Origin of the sequence: Limosilactobacillus reuteri subsp. porcinus (genome assembly GCF_036621895.1) — a bacterium.
GTDB lineage: Bacteria > Bacillota > Bacilli > Lactobacillales > Lactobacillaceae > Limosilactobacillus > Limosilactobacillus reuteri_J.
In genome coordinates this window covers 1-19,422 of the sequence record NZ_LN887363.1, presented here as the reverse complement: position 1 = coordinate 19,422, position 19,422 = coordinate 1, and the positions used below count along the sequence as shown (strand labels likewise).

At 38.8% G+C, this 19,422-nt stretch carries 22 protein-coding genes; 3 read left to right on the top strand and 19 right to left on the bottom strand.

The window, feature by feature from the left end; all coding sequences use genetic code 11:
* Nucleotides 1-24: 24 nt before the first annotated feature.
* Both AACL61_RS03050 and AACL61_RS03045 read right to left on the bottom strand, forming a co-directional pair.
* Nucleotides 25-483, bottom strand: coding sequence for a hypothetical protein (locus AACL61_RS03050; RefSeq protein WP_102816809.1), 459 nt, complete (start codon nucleotides 481-483; stop codon nucleotides 25-27).
* On the bottom strand, nucleotides 476-916 hold the full coding sequence (locus AACL61_RS03045) for a DUF948 domain-containing protein (RefSeq protein WP_003666701.1): 441 nt from the start codon (nucleotides 914-916) through the stop codon (nucleotides 476-478). The genes AACL61_RS03050 and AACL61_RS03045 overlap by 8 nt, the downstream gene beginning before the upstream one ends.
* Nucleotides 917-1,058: 142 nt before the next feature.
* On the opposite strand from AACL61_RS03045, the gene AACL61_RS03040 reads away from it, so the two are divergent.
* On the top strand, nucleotides 1,059-1,934 hold the full coding sequence (locus tag AACL61_RS03040; RefSeq protein ID WP_019252898.1) for a mechanosensitive ion channel family protein: 876 nt from the start codon (nucleotides 1,059-1,061) through the stop codon (nucleotides 1,932-1,934).
* A complete protein-coding gene (locus AACL61_RS03035) occupies nucleotides 1,924-2,760 on the top strand; it encodes an HAD-IIB family hydrolase (protein ID WP_020842961.1) in 837 nt (278 codons plus the stop codon). The genes AACL61_RS03040 and AACL61_RS03035 overlap by 11 nt, the downstream gene beginning before the upstream one ends.
* 105 nt (nucleotides 2,761-2,865) lie before the next feature.
* On the opposite strand, the gene cbpB is transcribed toward AACL61_RS03035, so the two are convergent.
* Genes cbpB through murI form a run of 4 tightly spaced genes read right to left on the bottom strand, consistent with a single transcriptional unit; the run spans nucleotide 2,866 to nucleotide 5,247 of the window.
* Nucleotides 2,866-3,309, bottom strand: coding sequence for a cyclic-di-AMP-binding protein CbpB (cbpB, locus tag AACL61_RS03030; RefSeq protein WP_065532752.1), 444 nt, complete (start codon nucleotides 3,307-3,309; stop codon nucleotides 2,866-2,868).
* A gap of 14 nt (nucleotides 3,310-3,323) precedes the next feature.
* Nucleotides 3,324-3,848, bottom strand: a complete 525-nt coding sequence (locus AACL61_RS03025) for a metallophosphoesterase family protein (RefSeq protein WP_102816807.1) — start codon at nucleotides 3,846-3,848, stop codon at nucleotides 3,324-3,326.
* Between the two features lie 3 nt (nucleotides 3,849-3,851).
* Nucleotides 3,852-4,442 (bottom strand): XTP/dITP diphosphatase, encoded by a 591-nt coding sequence (locus AACL61_RS03020; protein WP_102816806.1) that lies wholly within the window; start codon nucleotides 4,440-4,442, stop codon nucleotides 3,852-3,854.
* A 1-nt stretch (nucleotide 4,443) separates the two neighbouring features.
* Nucleotides 4,444-5,247, bottom strand: a complete 804-nt coding sequence (murI, locus tag AACL61_RS03015; protein ID WP_339110974.1) for a glutamate racemase — start codon at nucleotides 5,245-5,247, stop codon at nucleotides 4,444-4,446.
* A 154-nt stretch (nucleotides 5,248-5,401) separates the two neighbouring features.
* Here murI and AACL61_RS03010 point away from each other — a divergent pair, with 154 nt between their 5' ends.
* Nucleotides 5,402-5,956 (top strand): YslB family protein, encoded by a 555-nt coding sequence (locus AACL61_RS03010; RefSeq protein WP_003666693.1) that lies wholly within the window; start codon nucleotides 5,402-5,404, stop codon nucleotides 5,954-5,956.
* A 54-nt stretch (nucleotides 5,957-6,010) separates the two neighbouring features.
* Here the strand turns inward: AACL61_RS03010 and trxA are convergent, their stop codons facing one another.
* The 13 genes from trxA to ruvA form a co-directional block, all read right to left on the bottom strand.
* Nucleotides 6,011-6,325: a thioredoxin gene (gene trxA / locus AACL61_RS03005; protein WP_019252905.1), complete on the bottom strand. Its 315-nt coding sequence runs from the start codon at nucleotides 6,323-6,325 to the stop codon at nucleotides 6,011-6,013.
* Nucleotides 6,326-6,415: 90 nt separating this feature from the next.
* A complete protein-coding gene (locus AACL61_RS03000) occupies nucleotides 6,416-8,791 on the bottom strand; it encodes an endonuclease MutS2 (protein ID WP_102816804.1) in 2,376 nt (791 codons plus the stop codon).
* Between the two features lies 1 nt (nucleotide 8,792).
* On the bottom strand, nucleotides 8,793-9,329 hold the full coding sequence (locus tag AACL61_RS02995) for a CvpA family protein (RefSeq protein WP_102816803.1): 537 nt from the start codon (nucleotides 9,327-9,329) through the stop codon (nucleotides 8,793-8,795).
* A 98-nt stretch (nucleotides 9,330-9,427) separates the two neighbouring features.
* Nucleotides 9,428-9,724 (bottom strand): DUF1292 domain-containing protein, encoded by a 297-nt coding sequence (locus tag AACL61_RS02990; RefSeq protein ID WP_003666689.1) that lies wholly within the window; start codon nucleotides 9,722-9,724, stop codon nucleotides 9,428-9,430.
* Nucleotides 9,725-9,733: 9 nt separating this feature from the next.
* Complete coding sequence (gene ruvX / locus AACL61_RS02985) at nucleotides 9,734-10,177, bottom strand: Holliday junction resolvase RuvX (RefSeq protein ID WP_102816802.1); 444 nt, start codon at nucleotides 10,175-10,177, stop codon at nucleotides 9,734-9,736.
* The gene (locus AACL61_RS02980) at nucleotides 10,174-10,440 is read right to left on the bottom strand and encodes an IreB family regulatory phosphoprotein (protein WP_003666685.1); all 267 of its coding nucleotides are present in this window, start codon (nucleotides 10,438-10,440) and stop codon (nucleotides 10,174-10,176) included. Before AACL61_RS02980 ends, ruvX begins: the two co-directional genes overlap by 4 nt.
* A 268-nt stretch (nucleotides 10,441-10,708) precedes the next feature.
* Complete coding sequence (gene alaS, locus AACL61_RS02975) at nucleotides 10,709-13,363, bottom strand: alanine--tRNA ligase (RefSeq protein ID WP_102816801.1); 2,655 nt, start codon at nucleotides 13,361-13,363, stop codon at nucleotides 10,709-10,711.
* Between the two features lie 258 nt (nucleotides 13,364-13,621).
* Nucleotides 13,622-14,995 (bottom strand): DEAD/DEAH box helicase, encoded by a 1,374-nt coding sequence (locus AACL61_RS02970; protein ID WP_003676050.1) that lies wholly within the window; start codon nucleotides 14,993-14,995, stop codon nucleotides 13,622-13,624.
* A gap of 13 nt (nucleotides 14,996-15,008) precedes the next feature.
* Nucleotides 15,009-15,968: a DHH family phosphoesterase gene (locus tag AACL61_RS02965; protein ID WP_011953421.1), complete on the bottom strand. Its 960-nt coding sequence runs from the start codon at nucleotides 15,966-15,968 to the stop codon at nucleotides 15,009-15,011.
* A gap of 126 nt (nucleotides 15,969-16,094) precedes the next feature.
* Nucleotides 16,095-16,559, bottom strand: coding sequence for a preprotein translocase subunit YajC (gene yajC, locus AACL61_RS02960; RefSeq protein ID WP_339110973.1), 465 nt, complete (start codon nucleotides 16,557-16,559; stop codon nucleotides 16,095-16,097).
* A gap of 71 nt (nucleotides 16,560-16,630) precedes the next feature.
* Nucleotides 16,631-17,719, bottom strand: a complete 1,089-nt coding sequence (locus tag AACL61_RS02955; protein WP_102816800.1) for a tRNA guanosine(34) transglycosylase Tgt — start codon at nucleotides 17,717-17,719, stop codon at nucleotides 16,631-16,633.
* Between the two features lie 12 nt (nucleotides 17,720-17,731).
* Entirely contained in the window at nucleotides 17,732-18,748 is a 1,017-nt protein-coding gene (gene ruvB / locus AACL61_RS02950) for a Holliday junction branch migration DNA helicase RuvB (protein ID WP_003676058.1), read from the bottom strand.
* Nucleotides 18,749-18,762: 14 nt separating this feature from the next.
* On the bottom strand, nucleotides 18,763-19,362 hold the full coding sequence (ruvA, locus tag AACL61_RS02945) for a Holliday junction branch migration protein RuvA (protein ID WP_102816799.1): 600 nt from the start codon (nucleotides 19,360-19,362) through the stop codon (nucleotides 18,763-18,765).
* Between the last annotated feature and the right edge of the window lie 60 nt (nucleotides 19,363-19,422).

Below are 19,422 nucleotides of genomic sequence, written 5' to 3'. Positions count from 1 at the left end.
ATTCCCAGCCTCTTTTTATTTTACTTATTTATCGGCTGTCTTAGCGTCATCTTGACCTGCTTCATCGTCTTCAGTAGATGCTGGCTTTTGATCACTAGTAGCATCGATAATAATATCGTTATTATCTTCATCTGCTTCTTTATTCTTCGCTAATTCCTCACGAATATCAGCAGTTTGCTTATCAAAGTCATCATTAGTCATATGATTAACTACTTTATTGGCGCTATCTTTTACCTTACCCGTAACATTATTAACAGCATCCGCAGCGCCACTCACCTTATCGTTCAAGTTAGAATCACTCATAAGATCATCAACAATGTCTAATGCGTCTAAGGTGTAATCAGTCACATAATCAGCAACTTTATTAATCTTTTCATCAACGCTTTCTTTCAATGCTTCTTTTTTAGCTGGTGCCATTTTCTTCCATGCAGCATATGTTGCAGCTCCACCTAATAATATCCCAGCAAGTAACTTTTTACTCATTATTTGTCATTCCTTTCTTTTGCTTCCGATGCTGTCTAAATTTGTTGAAAGCATCTAAAACAAGCGTCTTTCCTGCAAACTTAAAAATACTCCGGTCAAATTGTCGCTTTTCGCGGTGTAGCCGGGCTTTCTCGACCATTTCTTGAAGTGAGGCATTCACTTCTGAAACACTCTGACTTACATCTGCAACTGCTTTAACCGCCGGATCTAGTTGTTCTGATTTATGGTTAATATCGTCTAACAATGTATTCGTGTTACTTAGCACGTCCTCCATTTCTTGGCTAAGATAATGAACATCCCGCGTTAAAGTTGTAATACTTTTATTTGTTTCTTTCATTGTCTTACTCAATTGATTCAACAGGATACATGCAAAAATGACTAATATTAGGAATGCGATTGCCGCAATTAACCCTGCCAACTGGCCAAAAGTCATCTGATAATCCCTCCTTTAGTTTTCAAAATACTTATTCAATACTAAGAATATCATAAAACAAATAAAAACGATAATCTAGTGTAGTCGACAGAAGCTTGTCTTCCCTGTTAAAATATTTATTAGTATTTTTTAGGAGGTTATTATGATCACTGGTGCCACTTCACTTACATCAAAACAAACGGAACAATTAAAAAAAGCTTTTACAGATTTATCCTGGCACGAAATTTCACAACAACTTTTAAGTAAATTTCTTTTAATTATCGTTACGTTTGTCTTATTTTTAATACTTTTATGGGTAGGACGAGTTATCATTGTCCACCTTTTTCAAGAATCAAAAAAATACAATGTACTAAAAAATAGCAATCGAATGGCAACGGTAAAAGCCCTTGTCTTAAACATTTATCGTTATACTTGTTATTTTTTCCTATTGTACGCCATATTATCAGAAATTGGCGTTCCAGTGGGTACTCTAATTGCTGGAGCCGGAATTTTTAGTTTAGCATTGGGGCTTGGTGCGCAAAGCCTTGTTAGTGATATTGTGACTGGATTTTTCATCCTACTTGAGCAACAATTAGACGTCGGCGATACTGTCCAAATCGGTCAAATCAAAGGAACAGTAACTGCTCTTGGTATTCGTACTACGCAAGTTACTAGTTCCGATGGGACACTTAATTTTATTCCTAACCGTAACATTACCATTGTGCAAAATCTTTCGCGAAATAATATGGTTAGCAACGTTGATATTCGGATTACTTCAAAAACCCCTCTTAGCAAGGTAGAAGAAATCGTTACGCAAGTTAATAAAAAGCTAGTGCCACAAACAAAAGCACTACAATTAAAACCAGTTATTGTCGGACCAGTCGTTACCCCAGACGGTGCGCTCGTTTTTCGCGTGACGATAACAGCAGTCAGCGGAAAACAATCAACTGTTGCTAGTCACTTTTTGGCGGCATATCTTAAAGAATTACGAACGAATAATATTCCAATTGCCTGGGAGGGAGCACCTAATGAGTATTAAATTAATCGCTACTGATATGGACGGAACCTTTTTACGAGATGACCATACTTACAATCATTCTTTATTTGCAAAGGTCTTTCGTCAACTTGAACGCCATAATATCTACTTTGTCGCTGCTAGCGGATCCAGTTTTCCACGGTTGCAACGAGAATTTAAAGACTACACCGCCAAGATGGGATTTATTTCGCAAAACGGTTCAGTTATTCATTTAGGAAGCAAATTATTTAAATCTTTTCCTATTAATCAAGAATCTTTAGCCCGGGTTATTCATGTCCTTGACCGTTTCTATGGTCCACAAGATATTAATCAATTAGTAATCTCTACTAGTGAAAAATCTTATGTCGATCAGGGAATGAGTGCTCATGATTTCAATATCGTGAAACTTTTTTATGAAAATGTGGAGCGCATTCCTGATATCCGGCAGATTTTCACTCAACGACCAACTGAAAATTTTACTAAGATATCGATTAATTTTGCTAACCATATCGATCTTAAAAAAGTTGCAACAACCTTAGATGGTTACTTACCGCCATCTTTAATCATGGAAAATTCAGGCTTTAATACTGACTTAATCGGTAATGCTGCTGCAACTAAACAAAATGCTCTTTCCCTTTTGCAGTCCCACTTTAATTTAAAGGCAAATGAAATTGTTACGTTTGGTGACAATGAAAATGACCTCGGGATGTTAGCGATGACGAGTCAAAGCTACGCAATGCAAAATGCACAACCAATTATTCAAATGCAAGCTGCCCACACCACCACAATTGATAATAATCATGATGGCGTCTTGCAGACTATTATCCAATTAATTAAAAATGAACGATAAAAAGAGGCCTCCAACATTCGGTTTTACCGGGCGCTGGAGGTCTCTGTTGTACTGCGCTATTTGTTTTTTATGAGAGTAACTCGACTTATGTCACAGCTACTTTCATTATTTTCCAAAAGTATGCATTGTATAATTGACTGCCTTTAATACTTCACGACGCGTCACAATTCCGCAAAAGTAATTATGATCGTCCACCACCGGTAAAAATGACTGATCAATTAAGAGGTGTAAATTTTCTTCGATATCAGTTGGATCTTGGATAACTGGCGCATCGGTTTGCATCACATCCCTGACCTTTAATTCATTTAAGCGCTCCACATTGATCCGTTTTGTCTCCAATAATCGGTCAGTAATCATCGCCAAAGAAACTTGACCACAGTAACGGTTTTTATTATCAATCACAATAATTTTAGCGTACCGATCCTTAGTAAGGACTAAAAATGCATGATCTAAACTGTTGCTTTGATTTACTGTTGCAACTAAACTGGCAGGGATCATAAACTTCTGCTTATTTTTCAGCAATAAAGTCCGTAAACGCTGATCAATCACAAAAATACACTCCTTTATTTCTGACGCCTGAATTCACAATGTAATTCAGGAACAGCTTCCATCTCGCGGTTATAATAATCAACAATAAACTGCTCAGGCTGCGCATCAATAATTGCAAAAGTTCCCCCGAGTTTAGCATATTCACCACGAGGAAAACTGATGCTCCCAGGATTAATTATTAGCATTTGATGATCGTAAACGGCTCCTAATTGATGAGTATGCCCATAGCACACAATGGAGGCACCTTTTTCTTGGCCGGTAAGCATCAGAGGGGTCAGAGAAAAATTGACTCGCTGTAAATGACCATGAGTTAGATAGAGCTGCTCTTGCCCAGCATTAATTACCAACTCATTAGGGTACGACAAACCATAATCATTATTCCCCTTCACTGCCTTAAAATTGCTCATCGGTTCCTGATCAGGAGCTAATTCTGAATCCCCACAGTGAATCATTAGGTCAACCTGATCCCTCATTTCTTGAACAATCTCTGTCAAAATTTTTTCTTCTCGATGGTTATCACTCACAACTAATATCTTCATTTTCTATTTCCACCAATCATTAAATTGCTTCATAAATGACCGTAATGCGCGGCCACGATGACTAATTTGATTCTTTTGGCCCGCTGTTAACTGGGCCATTGATTTGCCTAATTCATCGACATAAAAAAGCGGGTCATAGCCAAAACCGTTTTCTCCCGTGAGTTGATGAAGAATATGACCATCAACTCGGCCATTAGCAACTAGTTTTGTCCCATCAGGCTTAATTCCGACGATGGTAGTATGGAAGTGAGCAGTCCTTTTTTCATCCGGTACCCCATTTAATGCCGATAAGAGTTTAGCATTATTAGCAGCATCGTCATGATCACCAGCATACCTTGCTGAACGTACCCCTGGAGCACCGCCAAGGGCATCAACCATTAATCCCGAATCATCCGCCATAACAGGTAATTGAAGTTCATTAGCAGCTGTAGTGGCTTTAATTGTTGCATTTTCTTCGAATGTTTTACCATTTTCATTAATTGCTATTGGTGCAAAATCGGCTAATGTTTTTACTTCAATTTCTAGGGGAGCAAGCATCTCTTGGTATTCACGCGCTTTCCCAGCATTCTTTGTTGCAATTACGATTGTTTTCATTTTAACCTTCCTCGTTTAATTCAATATGTGCACACTTACTGTATCCGTTTGGTAACCATTGTTGTGCACCAGCAACTAAGTCTTTAACATCTCCCGTTGAATAAAGGTCGATACTTGACGTTAAATCATCACTCAATTGATTTTCACTAGTTAATAATTCCTTTGTCTGTCTGATTGTCTCAAATGCAGGATCAATTAACTGAACATTAGATCCTAATTTATTATGAATTTCTTTTTGTAAAAACGGAAAATGGGTGCATCCAAGGATCAAAGCTTCAATCGATTGATTATCAAATACTTTTAATTCAGCATCAACAGCTTTTTGTGCTTCAGCTGTCCCTGTTTGCCCATGTTCAACAATTGGGACAAGTGGCTGTGCGGGAGAACTGATAACACCTAGATCTGGATTGAGTTTAGCTAACGTTTTAGCATAAGCGCCATTTTTAATAGTGGATTCAGTGCCAATTACCCCAATTTTTTTATAATGATGTTGGGTAGCAGCCATGGCTCCTGGTTCAATTACCCCAATTACTGGAATTGGTAATTCATTTTGAAGAAGTTGAAAAGCTGCTGCAGTCGCGGTATTACATGCAATTATCATCATTTTTACATCTTGTTTTAACAAGAATTTTCCAATGTGTAATGCTAATTGCTGAATCTGTTCTTTTGTCTTAGTTCCATATGGAAAATGCCCTTGGTCCCCCACAAAAATTACAGATTCTTGGGGCATTTGTTCACGAAGTACACGAATTACAGATAGGCCGCCTAACCCTGAATCCATAACCCCGATTGGTCGTTTATCCATTCTCTTCACCTCGTTAATTCATTAAAACGTTTAAAACCTTGAAACTATATTATCCGTTTCTCCATAAGATTTTGCAAGTTTTTCAGGTTTAACCCTATTAAGATCTTGAATTTTAAGTATAATAATAATGATTGTTAAAAAGGAGCGAGTGGATATGAGTCAGAAATTATATAATCAGTTAATAGCCGGTCATCAAGGACTAGGGGCTGGGACAATGCGTGATGTGATTTTACCAGCCATCCTAGGCAAAGAGACCGATGAGATGCTATATTGGATTGGTAAAGATCTCGCTCGAGTATATCCTGTTGCTACAACTGAAGATCTAGTATACCTCACTAATCAGCTAGGCTTTGGCCGCTTAGCTTTACGTAAAAAAAGCAATACTTCTCAAGTGTGGCGGCTATCAGGGGTAATTGTAAAGGAACGGATTCAAAGAGACGAAGAGGAAACCTCCTTTGGTTTAGAGTGTGGTTTTCTTGCTCAAGAAGTAGAGTTTCAACTTGGAACGGTTGCAGAGGCAAAGATCTTTGACCGTCACCGTGATTATGTTGATATTTTGATTCAAAACGATCCACAAAGTTCAGCTGATAATGAACGATCCGAAATGGTAACATTCATCACTGTTGATCGCCCTGACGAAAAAGAAGACGCCCCCAAAAAAGAAACTCGGCATTCACTACTAAAGCGACGAAAAAAAGATAAAAAATAAGTTTAAAATACGAAAAAGCTGGAAGAAAACAAAAAGTTTTTCTCCAGCTTTTTTCTAATCAACATATTGTTGTAAGATTTGCTTTAATTGATCTTCACTATGGTAACCAATGATTTGGTCTACTACCTTACCATCTTTCTTAACCATTAATGTAGGGATACTCATAATCCGGAATTTTTGTGCAGTTTCTGGATTTTGGTCAACATCCATCTTAAAAAATTTAATATCAGTCATCTTATCAGACAGCGCATCGACTACTGGTGATTGCATTCGACATGGACCACACCAAGTTGCCCAAAAATCAATTAAATCTACACCAGTGGCAGTATCTTGTTCAAATGTTTGATCTGTAGTTACGTTTACAGCCATCTTCAATTCCTCCTTTGTTTTTCTTAACGCTATTCTAACAAATCACTTCTTAAATGTCATTTAACTTGCTTACTTTTTTATAGTAAGTAATTATAAATTAACAATTGTTGCCCCATCCCCACCAGCATTAGGGGAAGCATAGGAAAATGATTTAACTCGTGGATTGCTTTGCAAATATTGTTGCGTTCCCTTACGAAGAGCACCGGTTCCTTTTCCGTGAATAATTGTTACTGTTGAAAGATTATTCAACAATGCATGATCAATAAAGTTACTTAGCTCACTCATTGCTTGTTCATAGCGATGACCGCGCAAATCAAGACGGGCCGAGGTCTTTCGCGTTTGTGTCGTTCTCACAGCAGCCCGTGGTCGCCGCTTTGCATCTTTTTCTCTTGGAAGATCTTTCTTAGCTACTTTTTCAAGATTATTCTCATCAATTTCCATTTTAAGAATTCCAATCTGAACTTCCCACTTGTGGTTCCCCCGCTTAGATAAAAGTTCTCCATATTGACCATAAGATTTCACCAAGACTGCATCACCTTTATGTAAATCATGCTTTTGCTTAGCCCGTTGTAATACGGAGTTGTGTTGCAACCGGGGATTATCACGATGAAGAGCGTTTAATTGCCCTTGTGCATCAATTAATTCATTTTCTTTTACATTTCCGCCCTGCTGAACTTCTAACTGGCGCAAATGATGAATAATTCGGTCAGCCTTTTTCTTAGCCATCGAAACTTGATGGTTGGCCTTTGAACGTGCTTGTTCGTATAGCTTATCGCGCTGTTCATTAAAGCGGGTGAGTTTCTCATCAAGGTCACACTGAACTTTTTCATTTTTGGCTACTAGTTTTGCTAGCTTTTCACTTTCTTCACGGGCTTTTTTCCGTTGCTCTACTAAATCACCAATCATATTGTTAAGGTCTTGACTATCATCACTAACAAATGTCCGTGCTTCATCAATAACCTGGGGACTAATTCCTAATCGCTGAGCAATCTCTAATCCATTTGACCGCCCAGGAATCCCTAGGAGTAATTTATACGTCGGCTTAAGAGTTTCTTGGTCAAATTCCATACTAGCATTAATCGTCTTAGCACGATCATAACCATAAACTTTGAGTTCAGGATAGTGGGTAGTAATTACAACCATGGTTCCTTTACTGCCAATATTATCAAGAATTGCCATTGCTAAAGCAGCCCCTTCTTTGGGATCAGTCCCAGCACCAAGCTCATCTAAAAGGACTAAGCTACGACTTGTAATTTGTTCAAGAATGGCTTTTACTCTATCCATATGACCAGAGAAAGTACTCAGATTTTGTTCCAATGATTGTTCATCACCAATATCCGCAAATACATTATCAAAGATCCCAATTGTGCTGCCTTCTTCTGCGGGAATAAATAGGCCAGATTGTCCCATCAATTGAATAATTCCTAAAGTTTTAAGCGTAATGGTTTTACCACCAGTGTTGGGTCCAGTAATAATAATCGCTTGGTAATCTTCCCCAATCTTAATGTCATTTGTCACTACTCGTTGGGGATCGATCAGGGGATGACGCGCTTTCCGTAATGAAACATGATTTTCTTTGCTTAAGAGCGGTAGCGTTGCCTTAGTATCATGTGCCCAGCGTGCCTTGGCATTAATAAAGTCAAGGTGTCCAAGAATTGCTTCATTCTGACCAATATCATGTCGATAAGGAGCGATCATTTGTGATAACTCAATTAATACTCGTTGCATTTCTTGCCGTTCTTCTATTTGTGCTTGTCGTAACCGATTATTGGTTTCTACAACGGCTGCAGGTTCAATATATAATGTTTGTCCACTAGCACTTTGGTCATGAACAACCCCACCAAATTTATTTCGATAGCGAGCGATTACTGGAATTACATAGCGGTCATTCCGCATTGTGACAATCGGGTCGCTTAAGTATTTCGCATTTTTTCCGCGCGTGTACCTTTCCATTTGTTGGTGAATTTCTGTTTCCGTTTGGGTAATTAATTGCCGGATACCATGGAGTTTAGCTGATGCCTCATCATTTATCCGTCCATCAGGATCAATCGAACGAACTAGCCGCTGGGTAATTGAAGGAATTGTAACTAGGCGGTCAACTTGGGTAGTTAAAACCTGCAGTTTAATTTTTTTCTCCCGCATCTGATCAAAAAAGTTTTTTACACTCATACTAGTTTGCAGCACTTTAGTAATTTGAGCTAATTCCGTGCCGTTCAGATTTGCCTTAATTTTCAAACGTTTCAATTGCGGTTTGATATCAGCTAGTTGCGAAATAGGAATCCCATCTTCTAACCTTAAAATATCGGCCCCATCAGTAGTTTCTGTCAAAAGTTCTTTGACTGCCTTATAATCAGTCTGTGGAACAAGCTGCGTTAATTCGCGACGACCAGCAGCAGAAACAAGGTATTGTGCCAGTTGTCCTTTTATTCGATCAAATTCTAATGTTTCTAAAATTTTGCTATTCATTTTATCCTCCCTGTACTAGCGTATCAATTACTAAATGCGCTATTCCTGGTGTTTGATTAATCATAAAACGTGCTAGTTCCGAGTTTGCTATTTGCATTTGCCACCAACCTGCTGGAAATAATTGCATAATTAGTAAAACAACGTAAATAATCAAATAGCCAATCAAAAATGAGATTAAGCCACCTGCGATCTTATCAACTGTTCCCACCACTGGAATCCTCTTTATCCAGTTTAACTGACGAATTCCCCAGTGACAAAGAATTGAAACAATTGTAAAAATTATCATAAATGCAATCCCATTATAAAAGAAAAGATTACTATTTACATTTGCAAGCAAGCTCTCGGAAAAAGTTGCTGGGGTTCCAATACTTGGTAATAACGATTTTAACCAGCCACCAATCAATTGGGCTCCCTGGCGAGCAACGATCCAAGCTACTATATATGTCCCCAGCATTAACGTCATTGTCAATAATCCGCGGTGATGACCATTAATAAAGCACCCCATTAAAATCAAAATAATAAAGGTTGTTAAAATCATCCTAATGATCCTTTCATTCTGCTTGTAAAGAAAAAGGACTGTGACAAATGTGTCTACAGCTCCCTTTTGTTAATATTTTATTTATCTGGCAATTTTAATTAGGCCTTGAAATTACCATCATTATCAAGGAAAGTATTTAATACTTCTTCAACCATGTCCCATTCCTTATCATCTTCAATTGGAACAAGGTCCTGCCCATCGTTATCTTCATTATCAGCTATAATGTAAGCTTGAATATCAACGGAATCGTCATTTTCTTGTTCTGCTGGATAGATAAAGATATATGATTTGCCATAATCATCAGAATCAAACGTAAACAATTCCTTAAATAATTGTTCGTTACCATTCTCATCAATTAATGTAATCATGTCTTCGTTATTTTCTTGTTTACTCATTTTAATACCTCATTTTAGCTTATTCACAAGGCGGCCATGGCGATCCAAATAGCTTTGTAAAATGAATGTTGCTGCAACTTCATCGATAACTTTTTTCTGCTTAGCACGTGAAATGTCCGCTTCTTCAACTAGCATTCGGTGTGCCTCAACCGTCGTTAAACGTTCATCTTGAAAGTCAATAGGAATATCTGGAAAACGTTGTTGTAATAGCTTGCCATAGTGCTGAGATGCTTCAACACGAGGACCTTCTGTATTATTCATATTTTTAGGAAGGCCAATTACAAACCCAGCTACCTGTTCTTTTTTCACTAACTCGGCAACACGATCAATCCCGAAAATTTCGTTTTCTTCATCAATTAGAATAATCTCAACTGCTTGGGCCGTCCAACCAAGAGGATCGCTTACAGAAATACCAACCGTTTTAGAGCCAACGTCTAATCCCATTAATCTCATTTAGTTTCACCGTTATTCTTTAGGTATGACCGAACAAGCTCTTCAATAATTTCGTCACGTTCATGTTGACGAATCAAGTTACGTGCATCATTCAAACGCGGAATATAAGCTGGATCACCAGATAAAAGATAACCGACAATTTGATTAATCGGGTTGTATCCCTTTTCTTCTAATGATTCATAAACCGTCTTTAATGTTTGCTTAATATCTTCTTGACGTTCTTGACCGAAATCAAAGAACATCGTTTTATCATTTGTAGCCATCAATCGTCACCTCCAGATATTCTTTTCAACCATCAATTTTACTATATTCTTATTAAAATCACAATTTACATTTGTCAATTGTAAGTAAACAGTAATATTAGTTTTATCTTAAACTACAAGTTTTGTATTATAGCTGATAATAGCGTTTCTTGATAGTATTTCTTTATTACTTTAAGAAGTTCTTACAAAAAGAGATTGAAAGAACTCAAAAATTGGTTTCTTTCAATCTCTTAGACTATGAGATGGTTATTTCCTTCTCATTTTTGATTTACTTATCGAGGTAATCTTTAGCTTGGCTTAAGGCTTCCTTAATTCCAGCTGGATTCTTTCCACCAGCTTGGGCGAGGTTTGGTCGACCGCCACCGCCACCATTAATGGCTGGCGCAATCGTCTTAATAAGGTCACCCGCTTTTAAGCCTTCCTTAGTTTTATCATCACTAACAGCCACTAATAAGTTTGCTTTCCCATCACTAGCTGTCGCAAGGACAAGAACATCAGAAAGAGCCTTTGAACGCCAAGTATCAGCAAGTTGCCGTAATTGACCCATTCCAGCAACTTGAACTTCGGCAGCAATTAAACTTCCATTCTTGGTTGCTTGAACGTTTTCAAAAACATTATTAGCTTGTTGAGCAGCAATCTTAGCTTGAAGAGACTCATTTTGCTTCTGAGCTTCTTTAAGTTCATTTTGCAGTGTTTCTACTTGGTGAGGAACTTCCTTAATCTGAGCAACCTTCAAACTAGCAGCGCTCTTTGTTAAGAGGTCATCACGATCTTGGAGGAACTTAAAGGCATCACTGGAAGTTACTGCTTCGATCCGCCGTACTCCAGCACCAACTCCTCCTTCAGAAACAATCTTGAAGAGACCGAGCTCATTCGTGTTCTTAACGTGATCACCACCACAGAACTCAGTGTTAAAGTCACCAATCTTAACAACCCGAACCTTATCACCATACTTATCTGAGAATAAGGCGATGGCACCCATTTCCTTAGCAGAATCAATATCAGTTTCAACTGTTTTGACTGGGATTTCCTTCCAGATTTGCTCATTAACCATGTTCTCAACCTTCTTGAGGTCCTCAGCAGTTACTTGACCAAAGTGGTTAAAGTCAAAACGTAGGTAATGTTCTTCAACTAATGATCCGGCTTGTTGAGTATGACCACCAAGAACGTTCCGTAATGCTTGGTCTAACAAGTGCGTTGCTGTATGGTTCTTTTCAATCTTAAGGTGACGAATACGGTCAACAACCAGTTTGTAACGGGCACCCCTTTTAATAGGGGCAGTTAATTCTACCCGATGAAGGTTTTGCTGGTTTGGTGCATGTTGGACATCAACCACCCGACCAACTTTTTTACCATAGTTATCAATAATGTCACCAGTATCAGCAACTTGGCCTCCCATTTCAGCATAGAATGGCGTTACATCAAAAATTAATTCAATGTTCTTATCACCTGGTTGTGCTTCATCAGCTTGTTGACCATCATGCGCTAAACCAATAATTTTTGCATTATTAACGGCCAAATCGGTGTAACCAACATATTTGCTATTTTCTTTGAATGAAGTCCACAAATCAGTTTGAACACCCATCCCGTTATCCATATCACGGGCATTACGAGCACGATTTTGCTGCTCTGTCATTGCTGCTTGGAAGCCCTTTTCATCAACTGTTAATCCTTCATCTTCAGCATATTCCTTAGTTAATTCAATTGGGAAGCCATAAGTATCATAAAGTTTAAAGGCTGTTCGTCCATCAATTTCGTTGGTCTTATTTTCCTTAGCTTCAGCAATCACGTTATTCAACAAGTTTAATCCGCCATTTAAGGTTGCACTAAAGCGATCTTCCTCTGATTCAATAACTGAAGCAATATAGTCAGCATTTTTAAGAACATCAGGATAGTAATCTTCCATGATTTTGCCGACTGTTGGAACCATCTTTGCTAAAAATGGTTCATCGATTCCCAACTTCTTTCCAGCAACAACTGCTCGCCGAAGCAACCGCCGAATAACGTATCCACGACCAACATTTGAAGGCAAAGCGCCATCCCCGATCGCAAAGGTAATTGTCCGAATATGATCAGCGATAATCTTAAATTGAATATCGTCTTCTTTATTTTGACCATACTTCTTAGTACCACTAAACTCTTCAGCTTGCTTGATTAATGGCATAAAGAGGTCGGTTTCAAAGTTAGTAGGGGCATTTTCAAAGATCGAAACAACCCGTTCAAGCCCCATCCCCGTATCAATATTTTTATGAGGAAGTGGTTCATAAGTATCTTCAGGCGTATGGTTAAATTGACTAAAGACAATGTTCCAAATTTCAAGATAGCGTTCATTTTCACCGCCAGGATAGTTTTCTGGATCATCCTCGGCTAAATTATTAAATTCTTGACCACGGTCATAAAAAATTTCCGTATCTGGACCAGATGGACCTTGACCAATATCCCAGAAATTATCTTCATCAGCAATTAAGTGATCTTCAGCAACGCCTACTTCACGCCAACGATTATAAGCGTCATGGTCTTTAGGGTAATAAGTAATGTATAGCCGTTCAGGATCAAAGCCAAACCATTCATCACTTGTTAACAATTCCCAAGCCCATGGAATTACCTCATTCTTAAAGTAATCACCAACAGAGAAGTTACCTAACATTTCAAACATGGTATGGTGTCGGGCAGTCTTACCAACGTTTTCAATATCATTTGTTCGAATACTCTTTTGTGAGCTTGTCATCCGTGGATTATCAGGAACAACTTTCCCATCAAAGTATTTCTTCATTGTGGCAACTCCAGAGTTAATCCATAGTAATGTTGGATCATTTACTGGAACTAATGATGCACTCGGCATAACTTGGTGGCCATGCTCTTCAAAAAACTTCAAGTACATTCGCCGTACTTGAGCACTATTTAGCTTCTTTAACTCTTTCATCAAATCGCCCTTTCTAAAACAAAAACCACCATTGCGAATCAGAGACGCCGGATTGACGCGGTACCACTCTGCTTGCAACGATGGAATTCGTTTACCTCTTTACTTCTTGGTTGCCCAAGGTTAAATATCAAATTATCCGAATGGGGAGCACTAAGGCTAGGAAATCAGTTGTCACACCTTACCAACTGTCTCTGAAACTTTCCGTTAGCTATAGCATGTCCCAGACGTGTCATATTATAGCGAACAATTACTTTAAAATCAACGGGCATTTCGTTCACGGCGATGTTGCTTTTGGCGAGCACGCTTAGCTTTCCGAATCTTATGCCGTAATTCTAGCTTACGTTTTTGTTGTTCGTCTTCTTTAATCGCCTTTTTAATCCGTTTCTTATAACCAGGTTTAACCTTCTTCTTAGTCTTTTTTACGTAACCTTTCATTGAGGGATCAAGTTCATTTTGCCGCCGCTTATAATGCTTCCGGCGATTACGGTCATGGGTAGTTACTAGTTGACCATTCTTTAATTCTTTTGGTACAAATTTAACTCCCCGCTCCTCAAGCTTAGCAATCAAATCGTCTTCTGCTGGCTCATATAGGGTAATGGCTGTTCCCTTCATCCCATTTCGCCCGGTACGACCAACTCGATGAACAAAATATTCAAGATCAGTTGGCAAGTCGTCATTGATTACTAGTGATACTCCATCAATATCAATTCCACGGGCTGCTAGATCAGTTGCCACAACATATTGATATTCAAGATCACGGATTTGCCGCATTGTCCGTTTACGACGGCGAGCTTCTAGTCCCCCATGAATCATTGCTACTTTGAGCCCTTGATTTTCTAAGTACTGGGTTAATTCAACTGCTCGCTCTTTTGTATTAGCAAATACCAACGCAAGATATGGTTCACCAAGAGTCAGCAAACGATAAATTAGCTGGTTACGATCTTGCCCCTTAGTTGACATTAACCAATTATCCACGTCTGGATTAATTACCGCTTCAGTAGGAATCTCTTCAACGACTGGATTTTCCATATACTTTTTTAAGAATGGGCGCAGTTTCTGCGGAATCGTTGCTGAGAAAACCATCATTTGAAGGTCATCAGGAAAATGACTGGCAATTTGGTCAACTTCATGTAAGAATCCCATATCCAGGGTCATGTCCGCTTCATCCACCACAAACATTTTTGCTGTGTGAATATCCAATGCTTGACTCTTGATTAAGTCTAATACTCTTCCCGGAGTTCCAATGACCAATTGAGGCTGTTTTCGACTTAATTGGTCAACTTGATGCTGCTTGTCTGTACCACCGACATAATTGTGAATGGTAAGAGGATGAGGAGCATACTTATTAAGTTGCTTTGCCGCATTATAAATTTGGTATGCTAATTCCCGACTAGGAGTTGTGATTACTGCTTGAACGGTTTGATCTTCTGGATTAATCTTTGAAAAAATCGGCAAGAGGAAGGCATGTGTTTTTCCACTACCAGTTGCTGATTGCCCCACAACACTTCGTCCAGCCATAATCACTGGTATTACTCGTTGTTGGACCGGTGTTGGTTGACGAAAATTAATTTTTTGAATCGCTGTTAACAGATAAGGTTGTAACTGAAAATCAGCAAATTTTTTATCACTCATAGCTATTTCCCTTTCATTTTTGGTTTGCATAACTTTGTGTTAATTGGTCCAATTCATCAATCACTTGTTTAATTTCTGCTTCATCTTTAGCCTTAGCGCCACTAGCAAGGGGATGTCCACCCCCATCATGCTGCTTAGCTAATTCATTAATTGTTGGCCCCTTTGAACGGAGACGAATACGATAATGGCCATCTTCTTGTTCTACAAAGATCGCCCAGGCAATAACATCATGAATTCGACCTGGTAAAGAAACAATTGCGGATGTCCCGGCTTCAGTTAATCCAAATTGCTCTAAAATTTCATTGGTTAAGATAACATATGCGGCTCCATTATCTAATATCTGCAAATTCTCATAAACATATGCTGATAGACGGGCCACTGGTAAGGTAATTTCATTTTCGTGCTGACTAATTTCCGCTGCATTTGCGCCGGCCGCCATTAACGAACCTGCAACTAGCATCGTTCGAGGAGTTGTTGCTGGATAAAGGAAACGACCTGTATCGCCAATAATTCCTGCGTATAAGGCATGGGCAGCCTTCTGGGGAAGCGTTAATTCTTTTGCAAATCGTTGATAAAAACTATAAATCATTTCAGAGCAGCTAGAAGCATCTGGTTCAACCCACATAATATCGCCAAAGGGTTCATCGTTAGGGTGGTGATCAATCTTAATAAGCTCGTCCCCATTATCAAAGCGCCGATCATCAATTCGCGGCGCATTTGCTGTATCCGTAACAATTACTAATGCATCATCAAATGTCTGATTGTCAATCGTATCCATCTCACCGATCCAATCAAACCCTGGAATATGCTTCCCTACAACATAAATTTGCTTGTATGGGAATGAAGCCCGTAAAATTTCCGCAAGGCCAACTTGTGAGCCAATTGCATCTGGATCAGGGCGTTGATGCCGATGAATAATTATTTTATTGTATTTTTTGATTTGTTCAAAAATTGCTGTTAATGGATCTGCCATTATGCTATTCTCCTTACCCGAATAAAATTTAACACTATCTTTTAGTATAGCAATAAACGCGATTAACAACCAAATAAAAAAGATGAAAATATTCGCCTGTTTACGACTATTTTCATCTAAATTAAATTACTTTTCTTCGCTGTCTTTTTGTTCATCACTAGCACTCGCTGCAGATGCAGGCTCACTAGCAGCGTTATCTGCTGAAGCATCTGCAGAACTGTCAGCTGCAGAACTAACAACAGCTTTATTATCTTGGGGAGCTTCACTAGCTGGTGCATCTGCTCGTTTGATAACACGGGCAATTGCCACCATATCAAAAGTAAGGTAGATCCCTTCACAATCTAAAGTAACTGTCCGATCAGCCTTATTGATTGAATCAATCTTACCATGCATCCGACCAATCGTAACAACTTCATCACCTGGGTGTAATTCATTCATCATCTCTTGGTGTTCTTTACGTTGCTTTTGTTGTGGGCGAATCATAAAGAAGTACATTAATGCTACCGTTAAGATGATTAAAATAATTCCTGAGTAACCACTTGCATTATTAGATGAAGCAGCGCCAAGAACAAAACTACTCAAACTATTCACGGTTTATCCATCCCTTCAAAAAGTTAACTAATATTAACTTTAACAAACTTTACTGCAAAAAGCTATATGCTCTATTGATTCTGCAATAATTCTTGAACAAATTTTTTTGTTTGATGATTTTTAATTGCTTGTCGTAGACTATTCATTAATTTATTGAGGGTAAACAGATTATGCTGCAGCAAAAGTTGTTCACCGTAAAAACTTTGATTGGTAATTAAGCTATGGAGCAATGCTCTTGAATAGCCCGCGCGACAAGTTGCACACGCACATTGACGATCAAGTACTTGTGAATCGAAGCTAAAATGTTGACGATCAAGATGAAGAACTGTTGCTCCTTGATTAACTAGTGCAATCCCATTAGCCGCTTTTTTAGCTGCTAGATTGCTATCAATTAAATCTACTCCTGCTAAAATTGCCTCTATCATTTGGTCAAAAGAAAGTGCAGCAGGGAGGTAGCGCAGTTTCTCCTCTTCTAGTTTAGGCGTAATTTCATTAATGATTCGGCTAAACTCTTGATCATCTAAGTTGCTAGGAATCCCACTTAAACGATAGCCGCTTAGCCCAGCCTCATCGACCGCCTTAATACTGGCTGTCCGCAAATCTTTTAAGCCGCCGCCAACAATCGAACCAAGGGATTGTCCTTTTTGGAGCTTAACAACAGATAACCAGTCACTAGTTTGTTTTACCCCTGCTTTCAGATCATCAACTGGCGCATAATAATCTGTTGCCTGGTCAAAACTTTGAAAAATATCAGCCCCAAGTGCTTCTTGAACTTGAAGGGCAGTTTCTGGTTGCCAGAATTTGAGTTGTCCAGTTGCCGGATCATGAAACCGAACGCCATCGTGTTTTTTCCCTCGCGGTTTTGCTAAGTGATAGGCCTCCTCAGTTTCCAAGTCCACAAGTAAAAGACCATCCCACTGGAAAAAACGATGAAGGTCTCCTAATTTTTCAGTCATCGAATCATATTTTAGCCAACGCTTTAACCCACTTGTCTTAACTGCGCTTACACCAGCCTGATTAAGCTGAATAGGTGATAACTTTGCTAATTCATCTCCACTTGCAACCAAAGCCGGTGTTTCAATTTGTCGTCCATTAACCTGCAAAAGTCCAGTTCGTGCTTGGCGATCGCTTTGATTAATTGTAAATTCTAACTTACTCATAATTTTCCTCAATCAATTTTTATCAGTAGGATATTCAATCCCTAAATGCTCATACGCTGTCGGTGTCACTAACCGGCCGCGAGGGGTACGACTAATAAAGCCAATCTGTAATAGATATGGTTCATACATTTCTTCAATCGTATTAGTTTCTTCACCAATATTTGCCGCAATTGTTTTTAATCCTACTGGACCTCCATGGTAGAAATTGATCATCGTTAATAGCATTTTCCGATCAATCTCATCTAAGCCCCGATCATCAACTTGGAGAAGGGATAATGCTTGCTTAACAATTGCTGAATCAATGCTTTGTTTCCCTGCTACCTGAGCAAAATCACGTACCCGTTTTAAAAGGCGGTTTGCGATTCGCGGCGTACCACGTGAACGAAGAGATAGTTCATGGGCCCCTTCATCTTGAATGCTAGTATGGAAAATCTTGGCAGAACGAAAAATAATTTTTGTCAGTTCATCTTGAGTATAGTAGTTCATGTGTTCAACGATCCCGAAACGATCACGTAATGGTGCCGATAACATTCCGGCCCGTGTCGTTGCCCCAATTAATGTAAATGGCGGAAGAGGAAAATGAACGGGGTGCGCAGTTGGTCCCTCACCAATAACAATATCAATATAGTAATCTTCCATCGCTGAATAAAGCATTTCTTCCACGACTTTGGGTAACCGGTGGATTTCATCAACAAAAAGGACATCCCCCGGTTTCAACTCATTCAATAAAGCAACCAAATCTCCTGGCTTTTCGATCGCTGGTCCACTAGTCGTTTTGATATTAACGCCCATCTCATTAGCTATTACCATCGCTAAAGTTGTCTTTCCTAATCCTGGAGGACCATATAACAATACATGGTCAAGGGCTTCTTCCCGGGATTGGGCCGCCTTAATATATACTTCTAGTTCGTGCTTGATTTTAGGTTGACCAATATATTCCCTTAGTTTCTGTGGTCGAAGAGTTATCTCAACTTGGCTTTCTTCTTCTCCTGATGGGTGATCTGATAAAATACCATGATCATTTTCCACAAGTCTTGCACCTCCTAGTTAAGCAACCTTAATGCTTGTCTTAAGTATTCATCGGTTGCCATTTGTTCTTCTTTCATTAATGCCTTTTGAACCTTTTTAATGTCCCGTTCCTTGTATCCTAATGCGGCCAATGCTTCCAAAGCATCTTTCAACTCACGATTTACTGTTGCATCAACGGTAAGCTGAGTTGTTGCAAATAATGAGCTGCTGCTTTCATTAGTGAGCTTATCACGTAAGTCTAACACAATTTGCGAAGCTGTTTTTTTCCCGATTCCTGGGAACTTAGTTAAATAGCTAACATTATTATTAGTAATTGCATCAACAAGCCCTTGATGATCAGGGTTAGCTAAAATTGCTAAAGCACTCTTTGGCCCAATTCCGGAAACATTGATTAATTGCATAAATAGATTTTTTTCATTTTGATCTGTGAAACCAAACAAGGAAATATTATCCTCACGAACTGCTTGGTAAACATATACTTGGACCTTCTTATTCCGATCCTCTTGATAACGATAGGGATTAGCAACTAATAATTTATAGCCAACCCCATTAACATCAACAACGATATATTGTGGTGCAACAACGGTTACAAGGCCTGTTAAGTATTCGTACAAGGTAATTCCTCCTCGTATTCTATAAATAAATCTTTACGGATTTTGCTACATTACATCTTG

Excerpts from the sequence above, each read along its gene's own strand:
- AACL61_RS02955 (WP_102816800.1), bottom strand. The coding sequence starts at position 17,719 with ATGAGTAAGTTAGAATTTACAATTAATCAAAGCGATCGCCAAGCACGA.
- AACL61_RS03040 (WP_019252898.1), top strand. The coding sequence starts at position 1,059 with ATGATCACTGGTGCCACTTCACTTACATCAAAACAAACGGAACAATTA.
- AACL61_RS02995 (WP_102816803.1), bottom strand. The coding sequence starts at position 9,329 with ATGATTTTAACAACCTTTATTATTTTGATTTTAATGGGGTGCTTTATT.
- AACL61_RS02990 (WP_003666689.1), bottom strand. The coding sequence starts at position 9,724 with ATGAGTAAACAAGAAAATAACGAAGACATGATTACATTAATTGATGAG.
- AACL61_RS03010 (WP_003666693.1), top strand. The coding sequence starts at position 5,402 with ATGAGTCAGAAATTATATAATCAGTTAATAGCCGGTCATCAAGGACTA.
- AACL61_RS03000 (WP_102816804.1), bottom strand. The coding sequence starts at position 8,791 with ATGAATAGCAAAATTTTAGAAACATTAGAATTTGATCGAATAAAAGGA.
- AACL61_RS03050 (WP_102816809.1), bottom strand. The coding sequence starts at position 483 with ATGAGTAAAAAGTTACTTGCTGGGATATTATTAGGTGGAGCTGCAACA.
- AACL61_RS03045 (WP_003666701.1), bottom strand. The coding sequence starts at position 916 with ATGACTTTTGGCCAGTTGGCAGGGTTAATTGCGGCAATCGCATTCCTA.
- AACL61_RS03035 (WP_020842961.1), top strand. The coding sequence starts at position 1,924 with ATGAGTATTAAATTAATCGCTACTGATATGGACGGAACCTTTTTACGA.
- ruvX (WP_102816802.1), bottom strand. The coding sequence starts at position 10,177 with ATGAGATTAATGGGATTAGACGTTGGCTCTAAAACGGTTGGTATTTCT.
- trxA (WP_019252905.1), bottom strand. The coding sequence starts at position 6,325 with ATGGCTGTAAACGTAACTACAGATCAAACATTTGAACAAGATACTGCC.
- alaS (WP_102816801.1), bottom strand. The coding sequence starts at position 13,363 with ATGAAAGAGTTAAAGAAGCTAAATAGTGCTCAAGTACGGCGAATGTAC.
- AACL61_RS03020 (WP_102816806.1), bottom strand. The coding sequence starts at position 4,442 with ATGAAAACAATCGTAATTGCAACAAAGAATGCTGGGAAAGCGCGTGAA.
- AACL61_RS02980 (WP_003666685.1), bottom strand. The coding sequence starts at position 10,440 with ATGGCTACAAATGATAAAACGATGTTCTTTGATTTCGGTCAAGAACGT.
- AACL61_RS02965 (WP_011953421.1), bottom strand. The coding sequence starts at position 15,968 with ATGGCAGATCCATTAACAGCAATTTTTGAACAAATCAAAAAATACAAT.
- murI (WP_339110974.1), bottom strand. The coding sequence starts at position 5,247 with ATGGATAAACGACCAATCGGGGTTATGGATTCAGGGTTAGGCGGCCTA.
- AACL61_RS03025 (WP_102816807.1), bottom strand. The coding sequence starts at position 3,848 with ATGAAGATATTAGTTGTGAGTGATAACCATCGAGAAGAAAAAATTTTG.
- AACL61_RS02970 (WP_003676050.1), bottom strand. The coding sequence starts at position 14,995 with ATGAGTGATAAAAAATTTGCTGATTTTCAGTTACAACCTTATCTGTTA.